Raw genomic sequence first — 15,906 nt, 5'->3', positions numbered from 1 at the left:
CCGTGGGACCTCGACGATCTACCGGGCGCCCATCCTAGCGTCCCGCCCCCGCGGAGAGGATCGCCGCGTCGACGTCGGCAGCGGGCGTCATCGGCAGCGCGTGATGTGTGGCGCCGGGAATCGTCGTGACCGTGGCCGACGGGAGCAACCGGCGGACGTTCGCCGCCACCCTGCCCGGATCGTGCGCCCGACTGCCCCCGGCAAGCACCACGGCAGTGTGCGCGGTCAGCCTCGCCAGCGCCTCGGCCTTCGGGCGCGGCGGCACCATGAGCGCAGTGCGGCCGAAAGCGGCCGCCCCGAGCGCGCTCACGGCCAGCCACCGCGGGTCGACTCCGGTGCCCGCGGTCTCCCAGCCGATCAGACTCCGCTGCCGCTTCTCCGTCGGCCTGATCAGCGCCGGCACCGCACGGAGCAGATACCTCGGGCTCATGCCCGCAAAGCAGGACGTCGGGTCGAGCAGCACCAGGCTGTCGACGCGACGGGAATCGTGCAGCGCGTAGGCGAGGGCGATCATGGCGCCGTACGAATGACCGACCACCGCGGACGCGTTCACCCCGACGTGGTCGAGCACCGCGTCCAGCCACTCGAACAGGTTCAGGGCCGTGCGCAGCGGTACACCGTCGTTCACACTGCGCCCCACATCGCCCATGACGTCCACCGCGAACACCCGGTGACTGCGGGCGAGCGCCGCGACGTTCCCGATCCACACGGTCGACGTCGCCCCGCCCCCGGGCAGCAGCAGAAGCGACGCCCCCGACTCGGGTCCGCACGCGTTCACCCGGGTGGACCCGAACCGCGTCGGGACGTCGACGGGGGTGACGTCCACCGGCCACTCGTCCAGCAGCGCGTCGTAGGCAGCGAAGAAGTCGTCGACTGCCTTCATCAGCCCTCCTCGGTTATCTCGACAATCGAGATACTAGACAAACGAAGGAAAAGTCGCAGTAGATTGCAGAGCGTGGACCCGGACGAAGGCGCGCAGACCGTGCACCGGCTGCGCGCACTGGCAGTCGAGCTGAATCTGCTCGGCGCCGAATTCGCGCAACTGCACGGACTGCACACCACCGATCTGCGCGCCCTGATCTGCATCCTCGACGCCGACCGGGCGGGACTCGTCGCCACACCCGGATGGCTCGGAAGTCAGCTCGGCATCAACTCCGCCTCGGTCACCGCCCTGCTCGACCGCATGGAGAAGGCAGACCTGATCCGGCGCGACCGGGACGCCGACGACCGCCGCAGGTCGTTGCTCGCGGTCACACCCCGCGCCGTCGACCTCGGTCGGACGTTCTTCGGGCCGCTCATCGACCGGACGGCCTCCGTCCTCGACGACTTCGACGCCCCCGAAAGGGCCACCATTTCACGGTTTCTCGACGGCGTGAACCGTGCGGTCACCGTCGAACGCCAGGCCGGCGCTCAGCGCACGGACGGCGCGGAGTCGAGGTCGCGGACACGACGCGCGGGCGACCCCGCGTAGAGCCCGTTCGACTCGCAGTCGCGGGTGACCACCGTGCCCGCCCCGATGACACATCCGTCCCCCACCGTCACTCCGGGAAGGATGATCGCGCCCGCGCCGATCCAGCACCCGTCGCCGACCACGATCGGACGGTCGACCACCCGCCCGCCCCGGCCGTCGCTCGGACCGATCTCGTGAGTACTCGTGATGAACTGCGCGCGGTGCCCGACAGCAACCTGCCTGCCGAGCGTGATGGGCGCGGTGCCGTCGAACAGCACTCCGCGGTTGACGAACGTCCCCAGCCCCATCGTGACGTCCCTGCTGCCGAAATAGCAGCCGGAATAGATACCGGCTCCCCACACTTTCGCGCCCGCCGCCATCAGCAGGAGAACGCGAAGCCACACGGGGACGAACGCGGAGGCCTGGACGATGGTGACGAACCGCATCCCGTCACCCTATCGCCACGGTGCCGGTTCGATACCGGAAGTTGCTCGTCGTTAACTGCGACACCGCCCGAAGATCCGAGGCGCGGCGTACGATGTGGGCGCCAACGAAGATGCCCGAGGGGGGACAGTGAGACAACTGGATAGCGACGGATTCGCTGCACTGATGGAGTCCATCCCCCACGCGATCAGCGTTCACGACCGGGAACGAAACCTCGTGTTCAGCAACCCCGCCTGCGCGGCCCTGATCGGCTACGACACCGCCGAATTCGCAGACCTCGAACACGAGCAACTGTTCCACCCCGACGACGCCGAGCTGTGGGGCACCATGCTCGCCCGGGTTCTGGGCACGGAAAGCACCAGCGCGACAGCACATCTGCGCATCCGCCACCGGGAAGGCCACTGGATCTGGGTGCGCGTCGCGGCGTCCACGTTCACCGCAGGTGCCGAGAGGTTGGTCGCCCTCGTGCTCCAGGACGAATCCGACACGATCTGGGGCAACCCCACGGCCGCGAGGCAACCGATCCGATAACCGCCCGCTCACCGACCGTCGCCGGACGCCGTGCCACTACACGGCGGAGTCCGGACGGTCGCGCCGCAGCGCCGGCAGAAATGGGTGCGGTGCCCACCGTTGTTCGACGTCGCGCACCCACACACCTCCCACCCCACCAGGCACGTGTTGGCGGCCAGCGCGTGCCCGTTCGGACAGCGCCCCGGCGCGGTTTCGGTTCTGGCGGCCACACGCCCAACCTACCTCGCGATCGAACATATGTGCGAGCTCTACCCGGACCGCCGTCGCTGCGGTGGGCGGTCACATGTAGTTGCCGGGCGACCCGTCCTCCTGCCCGTCCTCCCGCTCCACCAGGAACCAGCTCCCGGGGGCGTAGATCAGCTCCCGGGCGGCACGGACGATGACGAGCGCCCCGGACTCGTGGATGCTGTAGCTGTCGTCGTCGCCGAAGTCGGTGACGGCGAACTCCGCCAATTGGTCGAATGATCGATGCGTCACAGTGAATGTCATGACGCCAGTGTCCCACCGGGACAAGGGGATGAACGAGGAAAGCCTCCCACCCGCATGGTCTGCGGATGAGAGGCTTCTCTCGAAAGTGGAGCTAAGGGGACTCGAACCCCTGACCCCCACACTGCCAGTGTGGTGCGCTACCAGCTGCGCCATAGCCCCGTATTCGGTTGTTCTCTGCACTCGGAATGACTTCCTCCGTGCTCGAAGAAAGTTACACCATTGCCGACCGGGCCAACAAATCGCCTGGTCAGAGGCGCTTCGCGCCCGTGCGTGGTTAAGGAGTCCAGACACTCGTCAACCGCGCACGGGCGGCGGAGCCGCCTACAGCTGCGACACCCAGTTCTCGTTGGAGAGTGCATCGATCACGGTGCCGTCCTTGACCACGGCAGGGGTGCCGGTAGCGCCGCTCGCGGCGAGGGCCTGACGGCCCGCCTCGGCGTGCGCACGGGCCTGCTCGACCTTCGCACCGGTGGTGATGCACTGGACGGCCTCGTCGGACGCTCCGGCGTCGCCGGCGATCTGCGCGAGCTCCTCGTTGGTGTGATCGGAGCTGCCGTTCTCCTTCGGCTGGTTCGACGGCGAGAACAGCGCCGCGTGGAACGCCGAATACGCCACGGCGTCACCGGTTTCTGCGACGCACTCGGACGCCGCGACGGCGCGGGTGGAGTAGTCACCGCTGGCCGAGAGCTGGTCGAGGAAGTTCAGGACGTGATAGCGGACCGCCACCTTGCCGTCGTCGACGGCCTGCGCGAGTTCCTGGCCGTTCTTGTTCTCGAGTTCGGCGCAGTACGGGCACATGGGATCTTCGAACAGATCGACCGTGGTGGCCGCGTCGGGGCGGCCGAGACGCACGACGCCGTCATCCTGCAGCGCCACCTGGACCTCGGAGTTCTGGACCCCGCCGTAACCGTCGTTACGCGGCTTGCTGCGGTTGCTCTGCCAGATCACACCACCGATGACCAGTACGGCGATGACCAGTACGGCGAGCCCACCGAGAATGTAGGTGGACCGGCTGGATTCCGGCTGCGGGTTGTACTTGTTCTTCGAGCTCACGTGGATGCAGTCCTTCGACGTCGGATCGATTTACCGAATGCTTACTCTGCCACCGTCTGCTGAGGGGCCACTGAGAAAGTGGTGCGGGAGCCGAGCCCCAGCGCGGACGGGCTGCGGGGGAAGACGATCAGCCACACAGCCAGTGCGAGGAAGCCCACATCCCGAAGGATTTCCTTGGCGTAGTCCCAGCCGTTCACGTCGGCCGCACCGCCGCCGCCGAAGCATCCGCAGTCGATGGACAGTCCGCGGGCCCACACCGAGACGATCACGGCGATGAGCACGAGCAGGAGCGCGGCGGACACCGCGGCCGTGGCGCGGACGGCGAGCCCGATCAGCAGAAACAGCCCGAGGGCGATCTCGAAGAACGGCAGCGTGTTCGCGACCGGCCGGACGAGGTCCTCGGGAAGCAGTTGGTAGGCGCGGACCGCGATGATCGTCTGGGCGGGGTCGGCGACTTTGAGTGCGCCGGAGACCAGCCAGACGGCGGCGAGAGACAGCCGGGCGAGAAGGGAGACGACCTTGATCCACACCCGAACGAGCGTACCGAAGACGCCGGTCAGACCGCCTCGACCGACACCTTGGGCGCCGGCTTGTTCGGCACGAGCAGCCAGCCCACTGCGGCGAGGAGCATGACCCCGCCGGTCACGCCGAATGCGACCGCGTACGACAGGTGCTGGGCGAGCAGACCCGCCCCGACCGGTCCGAGGACTCCGCCGACGTCGGCGACCATCTGGAAGGTGGCCAGCACGGGACCGCCGCGGGACTTCGCGCCCACGACGTCGGCGACCGCGGCTTGCTGCGCGGGACTCATCACTCCGGAACCGACGCCTGCGATGCCGGACAGCACCAGGAACACGAGCAGGTTCTCGCTGAGGCCCATCCCGACGGTGCTGGCGCCGCACACCAGCAGTCCGAGCAGGACGAACAGCTTCCGGCCGTAGACGTCGGACAACCGCCCGGACACGATGAGGACGAGCGCGTTGCCGACGGCGAAGACGGTGAGGGCGATGCCGGCGAGGGCGGCGTCGCGGTGCAGCGCCTCGACGACGAACAGCGGGACCATCGCCACCCGCACGCCGAAGATCACCCCACCGAACGCGAAATTGGAGCCGAGCGCGGCGCGATAGACGGGTTGCCCGAGGGCCTCCCGCAGCGTCATGGCGGCTCCGGCGGCGGTGGCGTCGGGCGCCGTCAGGTGCGAACCCCGCAGGCTGACGAAGACGACCGCGGCCGCGATGACGAGGGCGATCGCGTAGATGACGAACGGAACCCGGAGCCCGAATCCGACGAGCAGCCCGCCGACGAGGGGTCCGGAGATCGATCCCATCAGGAAGCTCGTCGCGTACAGCCCCGACACTCGACCGCGGCTGTCCACCGGTGCGATGCGGATCACCAGGCCCATCGCCGACACCGTGAACATCGTCGAGCCGATGCCCCCGAGTGCGCGGAAGACGAGCAATTGCCAGTAGTCCCCCGCGACCGCGCAGGCGACGGTCGAGGCGGCGACGATCAGGAGTCCGGTGATGTAGACCGGCCGCTCCCCCAGTTTCTGCACGAGCCGGCCGCTGACCGGGGCGAAGACCAGGCGCATGAACGCGAAGGACGAGATCACGACGGTGGCCGCCGTCACGCTCACGTCGAAGCTGCGGGCGAACTGCGGGAGGGCGGGTGCGACGATCCCGAATCCGAGTGCGATGACGAAGCTGGCCGAGACCAGCACCCAGATTTCCGAGGGGAGCCGCGGGCTGCGCCCGGCGGGCAGCCCGGCTGCGCGAGTGTTCATAGTTGAATCCGATGGTATGTGCCCCACCTTCGGCGGCAGCACCTACCCCGGCCGAACGTCTACTTCAGGACGTCGGCCACCAGCTCCTTGGCCGCCGCCTGCACCTGCGCGAGATGGTCCGGGCCTTTGAACGATTCGGCGTAGATCTTGTACACGTCCTCGGTGCCCGACGGCCGCGCCGCGAACCACGCCGACTCGGTGGTGACCTTCAGCCCACCGAGGGCGGCCCCGTTACCCGGGGCACTCGTCAGCGTCGCGGTGATCGGCTCCCCCGCCAGTTCGGTGGCCGACACCTGTTCGGGCGACAGCTTGGCCAGCACCGCCTTCTGCTCCCGGGTGGCGGGGGCATCGATGCGCGCGTAGGCGGGGCTGCCGAACTGCTCTGCGAGTTCCCGGTACCGCACCGAGGGTGTCTTGCCGGTCACCGCCGTCATCTCCGAGGCGAGCAGGGCCAGGATGATCCCGTCCTTGTCGGTGGTCCACACCCCGCCGTCGTGGCGCAGGAACGACGCACCCGCACTCTCCTCGCCACCGAAGCCGAGCGAGCCCTCGAGAAGTCCGGGGACGAACCACTTGAATCCCACCGGCACCTCCAGCAGTTCGCGGCCGAGGCTTCCGACCACCCGGTCGATCATCGACGAACTGACGAGCGTCTTGCCCACCTTCACCGTCGAACCCCACCCCGTGCGGTGCGAGAACAGGTAGTCGATGGCCACCGCGAGGTAGTGGTTGGGATTCATCAGTCCCCCATCGGGAGTGACGATCCCGTGCCGGTCCGCGTCGGCATCGTTTCCGGTGGAGATGTCGAACCGGTCCTTGGCTCCGATCAGCGAGGCCATGGCGTCGGGCGACGAGCAGTCCATGCGGATCTTGCCGTCGGTGTCGAGGGTCATGAACCGCCACGTGGCATCGACGAGCGGATTGACGACCTCGAGATCGAGCCGATGGGTGTCGGCGATCGCACCCCAGTAGTCGACGCTCGCTCCGCCCAGCGGGTCGGCGCCGATCCGGACTCCGGCGCTCCGGATGGCCTCGAGATCGAGGACGCTCGGCAGGTCGTCGATGTAGAAGCGGAGGAAGTCGTACCGCTCGGCCCGCTGGATCGCCCGGTCCGCGGACACTCTCCGCACACCCGAGAGGTCCCGGCGGAGTAACTCGTTGGCACGGTCGGCGATGATCGTCGTCGCCTCGGAGCCGGCGGGGCCACCGTGCGGCGGGTTGTACTTGAAGCCGCCGTCGCGGGGCGGGTTGTGTGACGGCGTCACGACGATGCCGTCGGCCTGCGACTCCGGGCCGCTGCGGTTGTAGCGGAGAATCGCGTGACTGACCGCGGGGGTCGGGGTGTACCGGTCCCGCGAATCGATCAGCACCGTCACGTCGTTCGCGGCCAGCACCTCGAGAGCCGACGTCCACGCCGGCTCCGACAGGGCGTGGGTGTCGCGCCCAACGAACAGCGGTCCGTCGATGCCCTGGGACGCCCGGTACTCGACGATGGCCTGGGTTGTGGCCAGGATGTGTGCCTCGTTGAAGGCGTTGTCGAGGCTCGACCCCCGGTGCCCCGATGTCCCGAACACCACCTGCTGCAAGGGATTCTCGGGGTCGGGCACGCCGCTGTAGTACGCGGTCACCAGGTGCGCGATGTCTACGAGATCCTCCGGCAGTGCCACCTGACCCGCTCTGTCGTGCGCCACGAGACCTCCTGGAAATTCATCGGGATCGAACTCGACTACCCACCCATCCTGCACCCTCGCACCGGAGTCTGCCCTCAAGACGTCAATCGGAATCCCAGCCAGGCGGCGGCCAGTCCGGCCGCCACACTCGCGACCACGTAGACGACGGACGGGAGCGCCCGCCGGATCCGCAGCAGTCCCACCGATTCCACCGCGAACGTCGAGTACGTGGTCAGTCCGCCGCAGAAGCCCGTGCCCAGCAAGGCGAACGTCTGCTCGGACAGCGATGCCCCCGACAGCAGTCCGAGGATCAGGCACCCGGCGACGTTCACGAGGAAGGTGGCCACCGGAAAGCTGCGATACGAGTCGACGTACCGGCCGGTGAGGTATCGCGTCGTCGCACCGAGCGCGCCGCCGAGGGCCACGAGCAGGACGGTCATGCCACCGCCTTCCGGGCCAGCCGATGCCGGTGACCGGCGAGCATCCCCAGCCGCGCCGCGAGCAGGGCAGGTATCAGGGTGGCCACCACGTAGAGCGTCGCGGTGACGGCGTCCTCCCGCACCGCGTCGACGGCGAACGTCGAGAACGTGGTGAAACCGCCGAGGACGCCGACGCCCAGGAACAGTCGCGACAACCGGTCAGGCCCGACCGTCTCGGCGAGGTAGCCGAGCAGCAGTGACCCGACCACGTTGATCAGAAGGACGGTCCAGATGCCCGGCCACAGCTCGGCCAGCAGAAATCTCGCGGACGCACCGAGCGCACCACCCAGGGCGACCACGGCCACCGGTTTCGTCAGGGACACGGCACACATCGTGTCACGGCGGCGGGGCGGGGTGTTCGAACTCCGCCGGGCACGAAAAAGTCCGGGCCGGACACCTGGTGGTGTCCGGCCCGGATCTGGTGGAGCTGCCGGGAATTGAACCCGGGTCCTCCGCAGCAAAGCTAGGGCTTCTCCGTGTGCAGTTTGCTATGTCTCTACTTGGATCTCCCAGTCTCGCAAACAAGCCAGGATGACGATCCCAGTCGCTGTTGGTTGTCCCATTCGACTCCGCGACCGAGTCGAACGGTAAAGCCCTCTAGCTGATGCCAGTACCCGGGCCGAGGGCGAACCCGGACTGACAGACACGCAGTCGCTACTTAGGCAGCGAGTGCGTAGTCGCGCTGATTGGAATCGGCGCTTATATGTTTGCAGCGACGCTTACGGTGGTCTCTTGCCTGCACCGACACGCTTCCCCTACCTCAACGTACGCAGTCGAAACCGTTCAGCCCCGTACGTGCCCCACGAGTCTCGCGGGGCCACCTAGTGTAACGCGAACCCGGTCCGGTTTCATCCCGGTTTTCCTCCCGAGTGTCGACGGCCGTATTTCAGCTGGCCACAGCGATCATTCCGACGGCCGCGAGGGCGAGGAGCATCCCCGCCTGCTGCATTCTGCTCACCCGTTCACCGAGCATCACCATCGCCAGCAGCACGGTGGCGGCGGGGTACAGCGATCCGATCACGCTGACGAGCGACAGCAGCCCGCCCTGGAACGCATACATCATGGCCGCATTGGCGAGGACGTCGAGGAAACTCACGTACACGGCGAGCTTGAGGGGTTCGCCGTGCGGGAGCACGAAGTGGCCGGCCGACAACGCGACGAGCCACACCACCGCGGTCGCCGCGGCACGGGACACGGCGAGCGCCCACATCCCGCCGTCGTCACCGATCTGGTGCAAGGACACGAAGGAGAGCGCGAACGCGATGCCGGATCCGACGGTCAGCAGCGCCACGGTCCGGGTGAAGCGCAGCACCCTGCCTCCGGCCACCTCCCCCGCGGTCTCGTCGGGAGATTCCCGGCTGACGAGGACCACGGCGACGAGGGCCACGACGATCCCGACGTACGCGATGGGCCCGGGCCGCTCACCGAATGCGAGCCCGATCAGCACCGGAATCCCCGCGACCAGCACGGCCGTCAACGGCGACACCACCGACATCGGTCCCGACGCCAGTGCGAGGTAGAACCACCAGACCGCCACGCCACCGGCCGCTCCCGCGAGAGCACCCCAGACGAGGGAGGACGAGGTGAGGGTGCCCCCGGCGAACGGGGCGATCGCGAGCACGATCAGCAGCGACAGCGGGTACGACACGATGACGACGCGAAGCGCCGCCACCCGGCGGGACGCGACTCCCCCGATGAAATCGCTCACGCCGTAACCGATCGCGGCCACGAGCGCGAGCAGGATCGATGTCAGCGCATGCCCTTGACTCGGCGGCCGAGTTCGCGGGTCACCTCACGCTCGGCGGTTCGCCTGGCCAGATCCTGGCGCTTGTCGTAGTCTTGCTTACCCTTCGCGAGCGCGAGCTCCACCTTGACCTTGCCGTCGGAGAAGTACATCGACAGGGGAACGAGGGTCTGGTTTCCCTCCCGCGTCTTGCCGACGAGATGCTCGATCTCCTGCTTGTGCAGCAGCAACTTCCGGGTTCGGCGCGGCGCGTGGTTGGTCCACGTGCCCTGCGTGTATTCGGGAATGTGCAGGGAGCGCAGCCAGACCTCACCGTCGTCGACGGTGGCGAACGCGTCGACCAGCGACGCCTTGCCCTCGCGCAGACTCTTCACCTCGGTACCGACGAGGGCGATTCCCGCCTCGTAGACGTCGAGGATGGTGTAGTTGTGACGCGCCTTGCGATTGGTCGCAATGACCTTGCGGCCCTTTTCCTTCACGTTCCGGGCCTTTCAGTCCGCGATGTCCGAGGTGAACAGTTCGTACCTCCAGCATAGGAGAAGAGGCAAACCGAATTATTCGCGGACGTACAAGCGCAGGGTCACGTACGCGGTGACGGCCGCCATTCCGACGCCCACGAGCACCAGCACCGGTGAGACGAACAGCACGTCGCTGTTGGAGATCCGGGCCACGATGTTGGCCTCGTACACGTCGGCGAGCACGTCGTCGATGAACATGTTCTTCGCGGTGAACAGGCCGACGATGGCGAGGACGGCACCCACCAGCGCGGCGACCACCGCCTCGAGCAGGAACGGCAACTGCGTGTACCAGCGGGTGGCACCGACCAGCCTCATGATGCCGACCTCGGTGCGCCGGGTGAACGCGGCGATCTGAACCATGTTCGCGATCAGCAGGATTGCCGCCACGGCCTGGACGATCGCGATCGCGAACGCGGCGTTGCGGACACCGTTGAGGACGCTGAAGAGCCGCTCCACCAGCTCGCGCTGGTTGAGGACGCTCTCGACTCCCGGGCGGGTGCCGAACTTCTCGTTGATCACGCCGAACCGCTCGGGGTCGCTGAGCTTGACCTTGAACGAGGCCGGGAAGCTGTCGGGGCTGACGAGCGCGGCGAGCTCGGGCTGATCCTTGAACACCCGCTCCGTCGCGTCCTTCACGGCGTCGTCCCGGTTGAGGTACTCCACCGACACCACCGACGGGGTCTCGTCCAGTTCCGTGCGCAGCGTCTTGCAGATCTCCCCCTCGCAGCCCGGGTCCGACGTGGAGATGTCGTCGGTGAGGAAGATCTGCACCTCGACGCGGTCCAGGAAGATCTGCTGAGTCTTGCCGGCCATCTGCACCACCAGCAACCCGCTGCCGAACAGGCCGAGCGAGATCGCGGTGGTGAGGATCATCGCGATGGTCATGGTGACGTTGCGACGGAGTCCGGTCAGGACCTCACTGAAAATGAAACTGGCACGCATCGGGGAATCAGAGTCCTTCGTAGGAGGCTTGGGGACAGTACTGAAGCTGGAGTGCAGGGAGGGCGGCTAACGCCCCACGCCGTACACACCCCGAGCCTCGTCGCGCACCACTCTGCCGAGGTCCAGCTCCACCACGCGACGGCGCATCGAGTCGACGATGTGGTGGTCGTGGGTGGCCATCACCACCGTCGTTCCGGTGCGGTTGATCCGTTCGAGCAGCAGCATGATGTCCTGGCTCGTCTCCGGGTCGAGGTTTCCGGTGGGCTCGTCGCACAGGAGCACCAGCGGCCGGTTCACGAACGCCCGCGCGATCGCGACGCGCTGCTGCTCACCGCCCGACAGTTCGGTGGGGAGACGGTCCGCCTTCCCGGACAGCCCGACCATCTCGAGCACCTCGGGGACGGTCCGGGAGATCATCGCGCGCGGCTTCCCGATCACCTCGAGCGCGAACGCGACGTTCTCGGACACGGTCTTCTTCTGCAGGAGCCGGAAGTCCTGGAAGACGACGCCCATGCTCTGCCGCAGCTTCGGCACGCGCCGGGCAGAAAGCTTGTTGACGTGGAAGTCCGCGATGTGAATGTCACCCGACGTCGGCGACTCCTCCTTGAGGAGCAGGCGCATGAACGTCGACTTTCCCGACCCCGACGGGCCGATGAGGAAGACGAACTCGCCCTTGTCCACCTCGACGCTCACCTTGTCCAGGGCGGGCCTCGTGGAGGTCTTGTACGACTTCGACACATTCTCGACGCTGATCACGAGGAGCCAGTCTAGACGTTATCGAACAGTGACCAAATGGAGCGACGCGCGGACGTCATCGTCCGCTCTGCGACGTCGTCGGGACGGAGGACGTGGTCGGCGGTGTGCCCGTCGGCGGAGGCGGGAACGGGTTGGGAATCCCGAACGGCAACGTCGGGGTGGACGTCACCTGACTCGTCCCGGTGGGCTCCGTCTCCTGCGGGATCGCCTCGGGTGTCGTCTCGGTGGTCGTGACCGTCTCCGACGTCGACTCGGTCGTCGGCTCGATCTCGGACGTCGGCAGCGTGGTCTCCTGAAGGGGCGCCTCCCGGGTGGGCACGACAGCCGGCGCGACAGGGCCCTGGACCACCTCTTCGGCCGGGTTCAGATACGTGTACAGCGTGTACAGCACCACCCAGAGGATGCACAGCACCAGCGTCGACGTCCGTACCCGTCCGCCGAAGATCTTGGCGGGAAGGAACGACGAGTGCAGAATCCGGTCCAGTCCGCGCCGGGGTTCGTCGGTCATCCCTCGCCCTCCGCTGCCCGGACCGTCTGGAGGTCCGGTTCGACGGTGATCCCCTGCCGTCTCATCGCGGTGGCGATGCGCACGCGCAGCGCGCGACCGACCTGGAACTGCTTACCCGGCAGGGTTCGCGCCACGACGCGAACGCTGACCTCGTCGACCGTCAGACTCTCCACTCCCATCACCGTCGGTTCGTCGAGCAATAGCTTCTTCAGCCCGCGATCCGCGAAGGCCTCGACACCGACCTGGTGCAGCACCTCGTTGACCCGGTTGATGTCCGACGTGGCCGGGACCGGCACGTCGATCACGGCGCGCGCCCAGTCCTTGGACAGGTTGATCGCCTTGACGATCTGGCCGTTGGGAACGGTGATGACCTCACCGTCCGAGTTCCGCATCCGGGTGACCCGGAGCGTGACGTCCTCGATCACGCCCTCGGCGTCTTCCGACGACCCCGTCACCGCGAGTTGCACCGTGTCACCGAAGCCGTACTGGCGTTCGGTGATGATGAAGAAGCCGGCGAGGATGTCCTGCACCACGCGCTGCGCGCCGAAACCGAGTGCCGCACCGAGCACGGTGGCCGGGGCCACCAGGCTACCGATCGGCAGGCTCAACTGGTCCAGCACCTTCATCGTCGCGATGACGTAGATGATGGTGATGATCACCCAGGTGATCACCTGCGCCACCGAGTGCCGGTGCTTCGTCGCCTCGGACCGGACGAGGGCGTCGCCCTGCATGTAGTTGCTGTCGATCCGGTCGGTGACCTTGCTGCCGCCCCAATTGACGAATCGCGCCATCAGGATCGCTCCGAGGACGGTGAGCGACACAGCAAGCCCCGTCGACGAGAGCCAGTCGAGCAGGTTCTGGGTGGGAGCGAACATCGCCGCCGTCGCTTCCATAGGTATTAGGACGCCTGATTCTCGCGCATCCGCCACCGGATGCCGGATTCGAGGAAACCGTCGATGTCACCGTCGAGCACCGCCGACGGGTTGTTGACTTCGTACTCGGTGCGCAGATCCTTGACCATCTGGTACGGGTGCAGCACGTAGGACCGCATCTGATTGCCCCAGGAACTGCCGCCGTCGCCCTTGAGCGCGTCCATCTCGGCGCGCTCCTCCTTGCGCTTGACCTCGAGCAGCTTCGCCTGCAGGACGCGCATCGCCGACACCTTGTTCTGCAGCTGCGACTTCTCGTTCTGACAGGTCACGACGATGCCGGTCGGAATGTGTGTCAACCGGACCGCGGAGTCGGTGGTATTGACGGACTGCCCACCGGGACCCGAGGAGCGGTACACGTCGACGCGGACGTCGTTCTCGTTGACGTCGATGTGGTCGGTGGTCTCGACCACGGGCAGAACCTCGACCTCGGCGAACGACGTCTGCCGGCGACCCTGGTTGTCGAACGGGCTGATCCGGACCAACCGGTGCGTGCCCATCTCGACGGACAGCGTTCCGTAGCTGTAGGGCGCCTTGACCGCGAACGTCGCGCTCTTGATGCCGGCCTCTTCGGCGTAGGACGTGTCGTAGACCTCGACCCCGTAACCGTGCTTCTCCGCCCAGCGGACGTACATGCGCATCAGCATCTCGGCCCAGTCGGCGGCGTCGACGCCACCGGCGCCGGATCGGATGTTGACCAGTGCGTCACGCTCGTCGTACTCGCCGGAGAGCATCGTCTTGACTTCCATCGCGGCGATGTCCTCGCGCAGGCTGTGCCGCTCGGCGTCGGCGTCGGCAATGGCGTCGGCGCCCTCGTCCTCGGCGAGTTCGTAGAGCACCGGCATGTCGTCGAGCCGCGTCCGCAGTTCCTCGACGCGGCGCAGTTCGGCCTGGGAATGCGAGAGCTGGCTGGTGACCTGCTGGGCGTGCTCCTGGTCGTTCCACAGCTCCGGATCGGCGGCCTGGTGTTCGAGCTCGTCGATGCGGCGGCGCAACTCCTCCACGTCCAGCACCGATTCGACGGTACGGAGGGTGGTGTCGAGCTCGCTGAGGTCTGCGGATACGTCGGGATGCACGGTTCCCAAGGCTACCGGGTGCGCGCCCGGGCCCTCTCACCCCTGCTTCCCAGCCGAAGTCACCCCTTCGGATCACGTCGAGTCGAACCCTTGCGGACCCCGGACACCCCTTGTTACATGCACGAGTACGCACATGTTTGTGCCGCCATTCCGGACGGAGTCGAAATGACCGTGACCGACCAGTACCTGAAGAACAACGAGGAGTACGCCGCCGGATTCACCGGGCCACTCCCCCTCCCCCCGAGCAAGCACGTCGCGGTCCTCGCCTGCATGGACGCGCGTCTGGACGTCTACCGGGTCCTCGGCATCCAGGAGGGTGAATCGCACGTCATCCGCAACGCCGGCGGTGTGGTGACGGACGACGAGATCCGGTCGCTCGCGATCAGCCAGCGACTGCTCGGTACCACCGAGATCATCCTCATCCACCACACGGACTGCGGGATGCTCACGTTCACGGACGACGACTTCAAGAAGTCCATCCAGGACGAGGTCGGTATCAAGCCGGCCTGGTCGGCCGAGGCGTTCTCCGACCTCGACGAGGACGTCCGGCAGTCGCTGCGCCGCATCCAGTCCAGCCCGTTCATCACGGCGACCACGTCCCTCCGCGGGTTCGTGTTCGACGTCGCCACCGGGAAGCTCGCGGAAGTGAAGATCGACTGAGTTCGCGCTGGCGCGGTACGAGTCGGCGGTACGAGTAATCTGGGCGACCGTGACCGACCTCCACGCCGACCTGCAGCTCGCCCTCCGAATCGCCGACGAGGCGGACGCGATCACCAGGGCCCGATTCGGGGCGCTCGACCTGTCGGTCGACGACAAGCCCGACCTCACGCCGGTCACCGACGCCGACCTGGCCGTGGAACGGGCAGTGCGTGCGACGCTGGACGCCGAGCGACCCGCCGATGCCGTGCTGGGTGAGGAGTTCGGCGGCGACGCGCAGTTCGCGGGACGCCAGTGGGTGGTCGACCCGATCGACGGGACGAAGAACTTCGTCCGCGGCGTCCCGATCTGGGCCACACTGATCGCGTTGCTCGAGGACGGCGTTCCCACCGTCGGTGTGGTCAGCGCCCCGGCACTCGCGCGCCGCTGGTGGGCCGCGTCGGGCGCGGGCGCCTGGTCGACGTTCGACGGATCGGAGCCCGCCCGTCTCGCCGTCTCCGCCGTCGACCGACTGGGATCGGCCAGCCTGACGTTCTCGAGCCTGTCGGGATGGAAGGACCTGGGCATCCGCGAACAGTTCCTCTCCCTCACCGACGACGTGTGGCGGGTCCGCGGGTTCGGCGACTTCTTCTCCTACTGCCTGCTCGCCGAGGGCGCCGTCGACATCGCCGCCGAACCCGAGGTGTCGCTGTGGGACCTCGCGCCCCTCGACGTTCTGGTGCGCGAGGCCGGCGGCCGCTTCACCAACCTCGCCGGCGCCGACGGCCCGCACGGAGGCAGCGCACTGGCCACCAACACGCTGCTCCACGACGAGGCGCTGTCCCGCCTGCGCTCGAACTGACGTCGGGACCAGCACAGACAGCAGGTTCTGACACGA

20 protein-coding genes, 1 tRNA gene and 1 other RNA gene are annotated in these 15,906 nt (G+C 67.4%); 4 read left to right on the top strand and 18 right to left on the bottom strand.

What is annotated here, in order from left to right; all coding sequences use genetic code 11:
* Window positions 1-34: 34 nt before the first annotated feature.
* Window positions 35-883 (bottom strand): alpha/beta fold hydrolase, encoded by an 849-nt coding sequence (locus RHA1_RS31405; protein ID WP_011598326.1) that lies wholly within the window; start codon window positions 881-883, stop codon window positions 35-37.
* 63 nt (window positions 884-946) lie between these two features.
* Here RHA1_RS31405 and RHA1_RS31400 point away from each other — a divergent pair, with 63 nt between their 5' ends.
* Window positions 947-1,471, top strand: a complete 525-nt coding sequence (locus RHA1_RS31400; RefSeq protein WP_011598325.1) for a MarR family winged helix-turn-helix transcriptional regulator — start codon at window positions 947-949, stop codon at window positions 1,469-1,471.
* Here RHA1_RS31400 and RHA1_RS31395 read toward each other — a convergent pair.
* Complete coding sequence (locus RHA1_RS31395) at window positions 1,411-1,896, bottom strand: acyltransferase (RefSeq protein WP_011598324.1); 486 nt, start codon at window positions 1,894-1,896, stop codon at window positions 1,411-1,413. The two genes, RHA1_RS31400 and RHA1_RS31395, sit on opposite strands and share 61 nt — an antisense overlap.
* Window positions 1,897-2,023: 127 nt before the next feature.
* Between RHA1_RS31395 and RHA1_RS31390 the strand changes: the two genes are divergently transcribed.
* Complete coding sequence (locus tag RHA1_RS31390; RefSeq protein ID WP_011598323.1) at window positions 2,024-2,425, top strand: PAS domain S-box protein; 402 nt, start codon at window positions 2,024-2,026, stop codon at window positions 2,423-2,425.
* A gap of 279 nt (window positions 2,426-2,704) precedes the next feature.
* Here the strand turns inward: RHA1_RS31390 and RHA1_RS49570 are convergent, their stop codons facing one another.
* The 16 genes from RHA1_RS49570 to prfB all read right to left on the bottom strand — a co-directional run bounded on the left by RHA1_RS49570 (window position 2,705) and on the right by prfB (window position 14,372).
* Complete coding sequence (locus RHA1_RS49570) at window positions 2,705-2,914, bottom strand: hypothetical protein (protein WP_011598322.1); 210 nt, start codon at window positions 2,912-2,914, stop codon at window positions 2,705-2,707.
* Between the two features lie 86 nt (window positions 2,915-3,000).
* Window positions 3,001-3,073, bottom strand: a tRNA-Ala gene (locus RHA1_RS31380).
* A gap of 162 nt (window positions 3,074-3,235) precedes the next feature.
* Window positions 3,236-3,967 carry a DsbA family protein gene (locus tag RHA1_RS31375; RefSeq protein ID WP_011598321.1) on the bottom strand — a complete coding sequence of 244 codons (732 nt, stop codon included), beginning with the start codon at window positions 3,965-3,967 and terminating at the stop codon, window positions 3,236-3,238.
* Between the two features lie 41 nt (window positions 3,968-4,008).
* On the bottom strand, window positions 4,009-4,497 hold the full coding sequence (locus tag RHA1_RS31370; RefSeq protein WP_011598320.1) for a MauE/DoxX family redox-associated membrane protein: 489 nt from the start codon (window positions 4,495-4,497) through the stop codon (window positions 4,009-4,011).
* 26 nt (window positions 4,498-4,523) lie between these two features.
* Window positions 4,524-5,750, bottom strand: coding sequence for an MFS transporter (locus RHA1_RS31365; protein ID WP_050787432.1), 1,227 nt, complete (start codon window positions 5,748-5,750; stop codon window positions 4,524-4,526).
* Window positions 5,751-5,809: 59 nt separating this feature from the next.
* A complete protein-coding gene (pgm, locus tag RHA1_RS31360; protein ID WP_009479611.1) occupies window positions 5,810-7,441 on the bottom strand; it encodes a phosphoglucomutase (alpha-D-glucose-1,6-bisphosphate-dependent) in 1,632 nt (543 codons plus the stop codon).
* Window positions 7,442-7,515: 74 nt separating this feature from the next.
* Entirely contained in the window at window positions 7,516-7,860 is a 345-nt protein-coding gene (crcB, locus tag RHA1_RS31355; RefSeq protein ID WP_011598317.1) for a fluoride efflux transporter CrcB, read from the bottom strand.
* Window positions 7,857-8,231 carry a fluoride efflux transporter FluC gene (locus tag RHA1_RS31350; protein ID WP_011598316.1) on the bottom strand — a complete coding sequence of 125 codons (375 nt, stop codon included), beginning with the start codon at window positions 8,229-8,231 and terminating at the stop codon, window positions 7,857-7,859. Before RHA1_RS31350 ends, crcB begins: the two co-directional genes overlap by 4 nt.
* An 87-nt stretch (window positions 8,232-8,318) precedes the next feature.
* Window positions 8,319-8,690: a transfer-messenger RNA gene (gene ssrA / locus RHA1_RS45355) on the bottom strand.
* 95 nt (window positions 8,691-8,785) lie between these two features.
* Window positions 8,786-9,652, bottom strand: a complete 867-nt coding sequence (locus RHA1_RS31345) for an EamA family transporter (RefSeq protein ID WP_491731734.1) — start codon at window positions 9,650-9,652, stop codon at window positions 8,786-8,788.
* The gene (gene smpB / locus RHA1_RS31340) at window positions 9,649-10,122 is read right to left on the bottom strand and encodes an SsrA-binding protein SmpB (RefSeq protein ID WP_009479609.1); all 474 of its coding nucleotides are present in this window, start codon (window positions 10,120-10,122) and stop codon (window positions 9,649-9,651) included. Before smpB ends, RHA1_RS31345 begins: the two co-directional genes overlap by 4 nt.
* 75 nt (window positions 10,123-10,197) lie before the next feature.
* Complete coding sequence (gene ftsX, locus RHA1_RS31335) at window positions 10,198-11,103, bottom strand: permease-like cell division protein FtsX (protein ID WP_009479608.1); 906 nt, start codon at window positions 11,101-11,103, stop codon at window positions 10,198-10,200.
* Window positions 11,104-11,169: 66 nt separating this feature from the next.
* Window positions 11,170-11,859, bottom strand: a complete 690-nt coding sequence (gene ftsE / locus RHA1_RS31330) for a cell division ATP-binding protein FtsE (RefSeq protein WP_005240222.1) — start codon at window positions 11,857-11,859, stop codon at window positions 11,170-11,172.
* A 55-nt stretch (window positions 11,860-11,914) separates the two neighbouring features.
* Window positions 11,915-12,367 carry an Rv3103c transmembrane domain-containing protein gene (locus RHA1_RS31325; RefSeq protein ID WP_009479607.1) on the bottom strand — a complete coding sequence of 151 codons (453 nt, stop codon included), beginning with the start codon at window positions 12,365-12,367 and terminating at the stop codon, window positions 11,915-11,917.
* The gene (locus tag RHA1_RS31320) at window positions 12,364-13,260 is read right to left on the bottom strand and encodes a mechanosensitive ion channel family protein (protein WP_005240218.1); all 897 of its coding nucleotides are present in this window, start codon (window positions 13,258-13,260) and stop codon (window positions 12,364-12,366) included. The genes RHA1_RS31325 and RHA1_RS31320 overlap by 4 nt, the downstream gene beginning before the upstream one ends.
* Window positions 13,261-13,265: 5 nt before the next feature.
* Window positions 13,266-14,372, bottom strand: a complete 1,107-nt coding sequence (gene prfB, locus RHA1_RS31315) for a peptide chain release factor 2 (RefSeq protein ID WP_009479605.1) — start codon at window positions 14,370-14,372, stop codon at window positions 13,266-13,268.
* Between the two features lie 165 nt (window positions 14,373-14,537).
* On the opposite strand from prfB, the gene RHA1_RS31310 reads away from it, so the two are divergent.
* Both RHA1_RS31310 and hisN read left to right on the top strand, forming a co-directional pair.
* Window positions 14,538-15,032 carry a beta-class carbonic anhydrase gene (locus RHA1_RS31310; RefSeq protein WP_009479604.1) on the top strand — a complete coding sequence of 165 codons (495 nt, stop codon included), beginning with the start codon at window positions 14,538-14,540 and terminating at the stop codon, window positions 15,030-15,032.
* Window positions 15,033-15,081: 49 nt separating this feature from the next.
* Entirely contained in the window at window positions 15,082-15,870 is a 789-nt protein-coding gene (gene hisN, locus RHA1_RS31305; protein ID WP_011598315.1) for a histidinol-phosphatase, read from the top strand.
* Window positions 15,871-15,906: the final 36 nt, after the last annotated feature.

The organism is Rhodococcus jostii RHA1, from assembly GCF_000014565.1.
Taxonomy (GTDB): Bacteria; Actinomycetota; Actinomycetes; order Mycobacteriales; family Mycobacteriaceae; genus Rhodococcus_F; species Rhodococcus_F jostii_A.
This window is presented reverse-complemented; position numbering and strand designations above follow the sequence as displayed.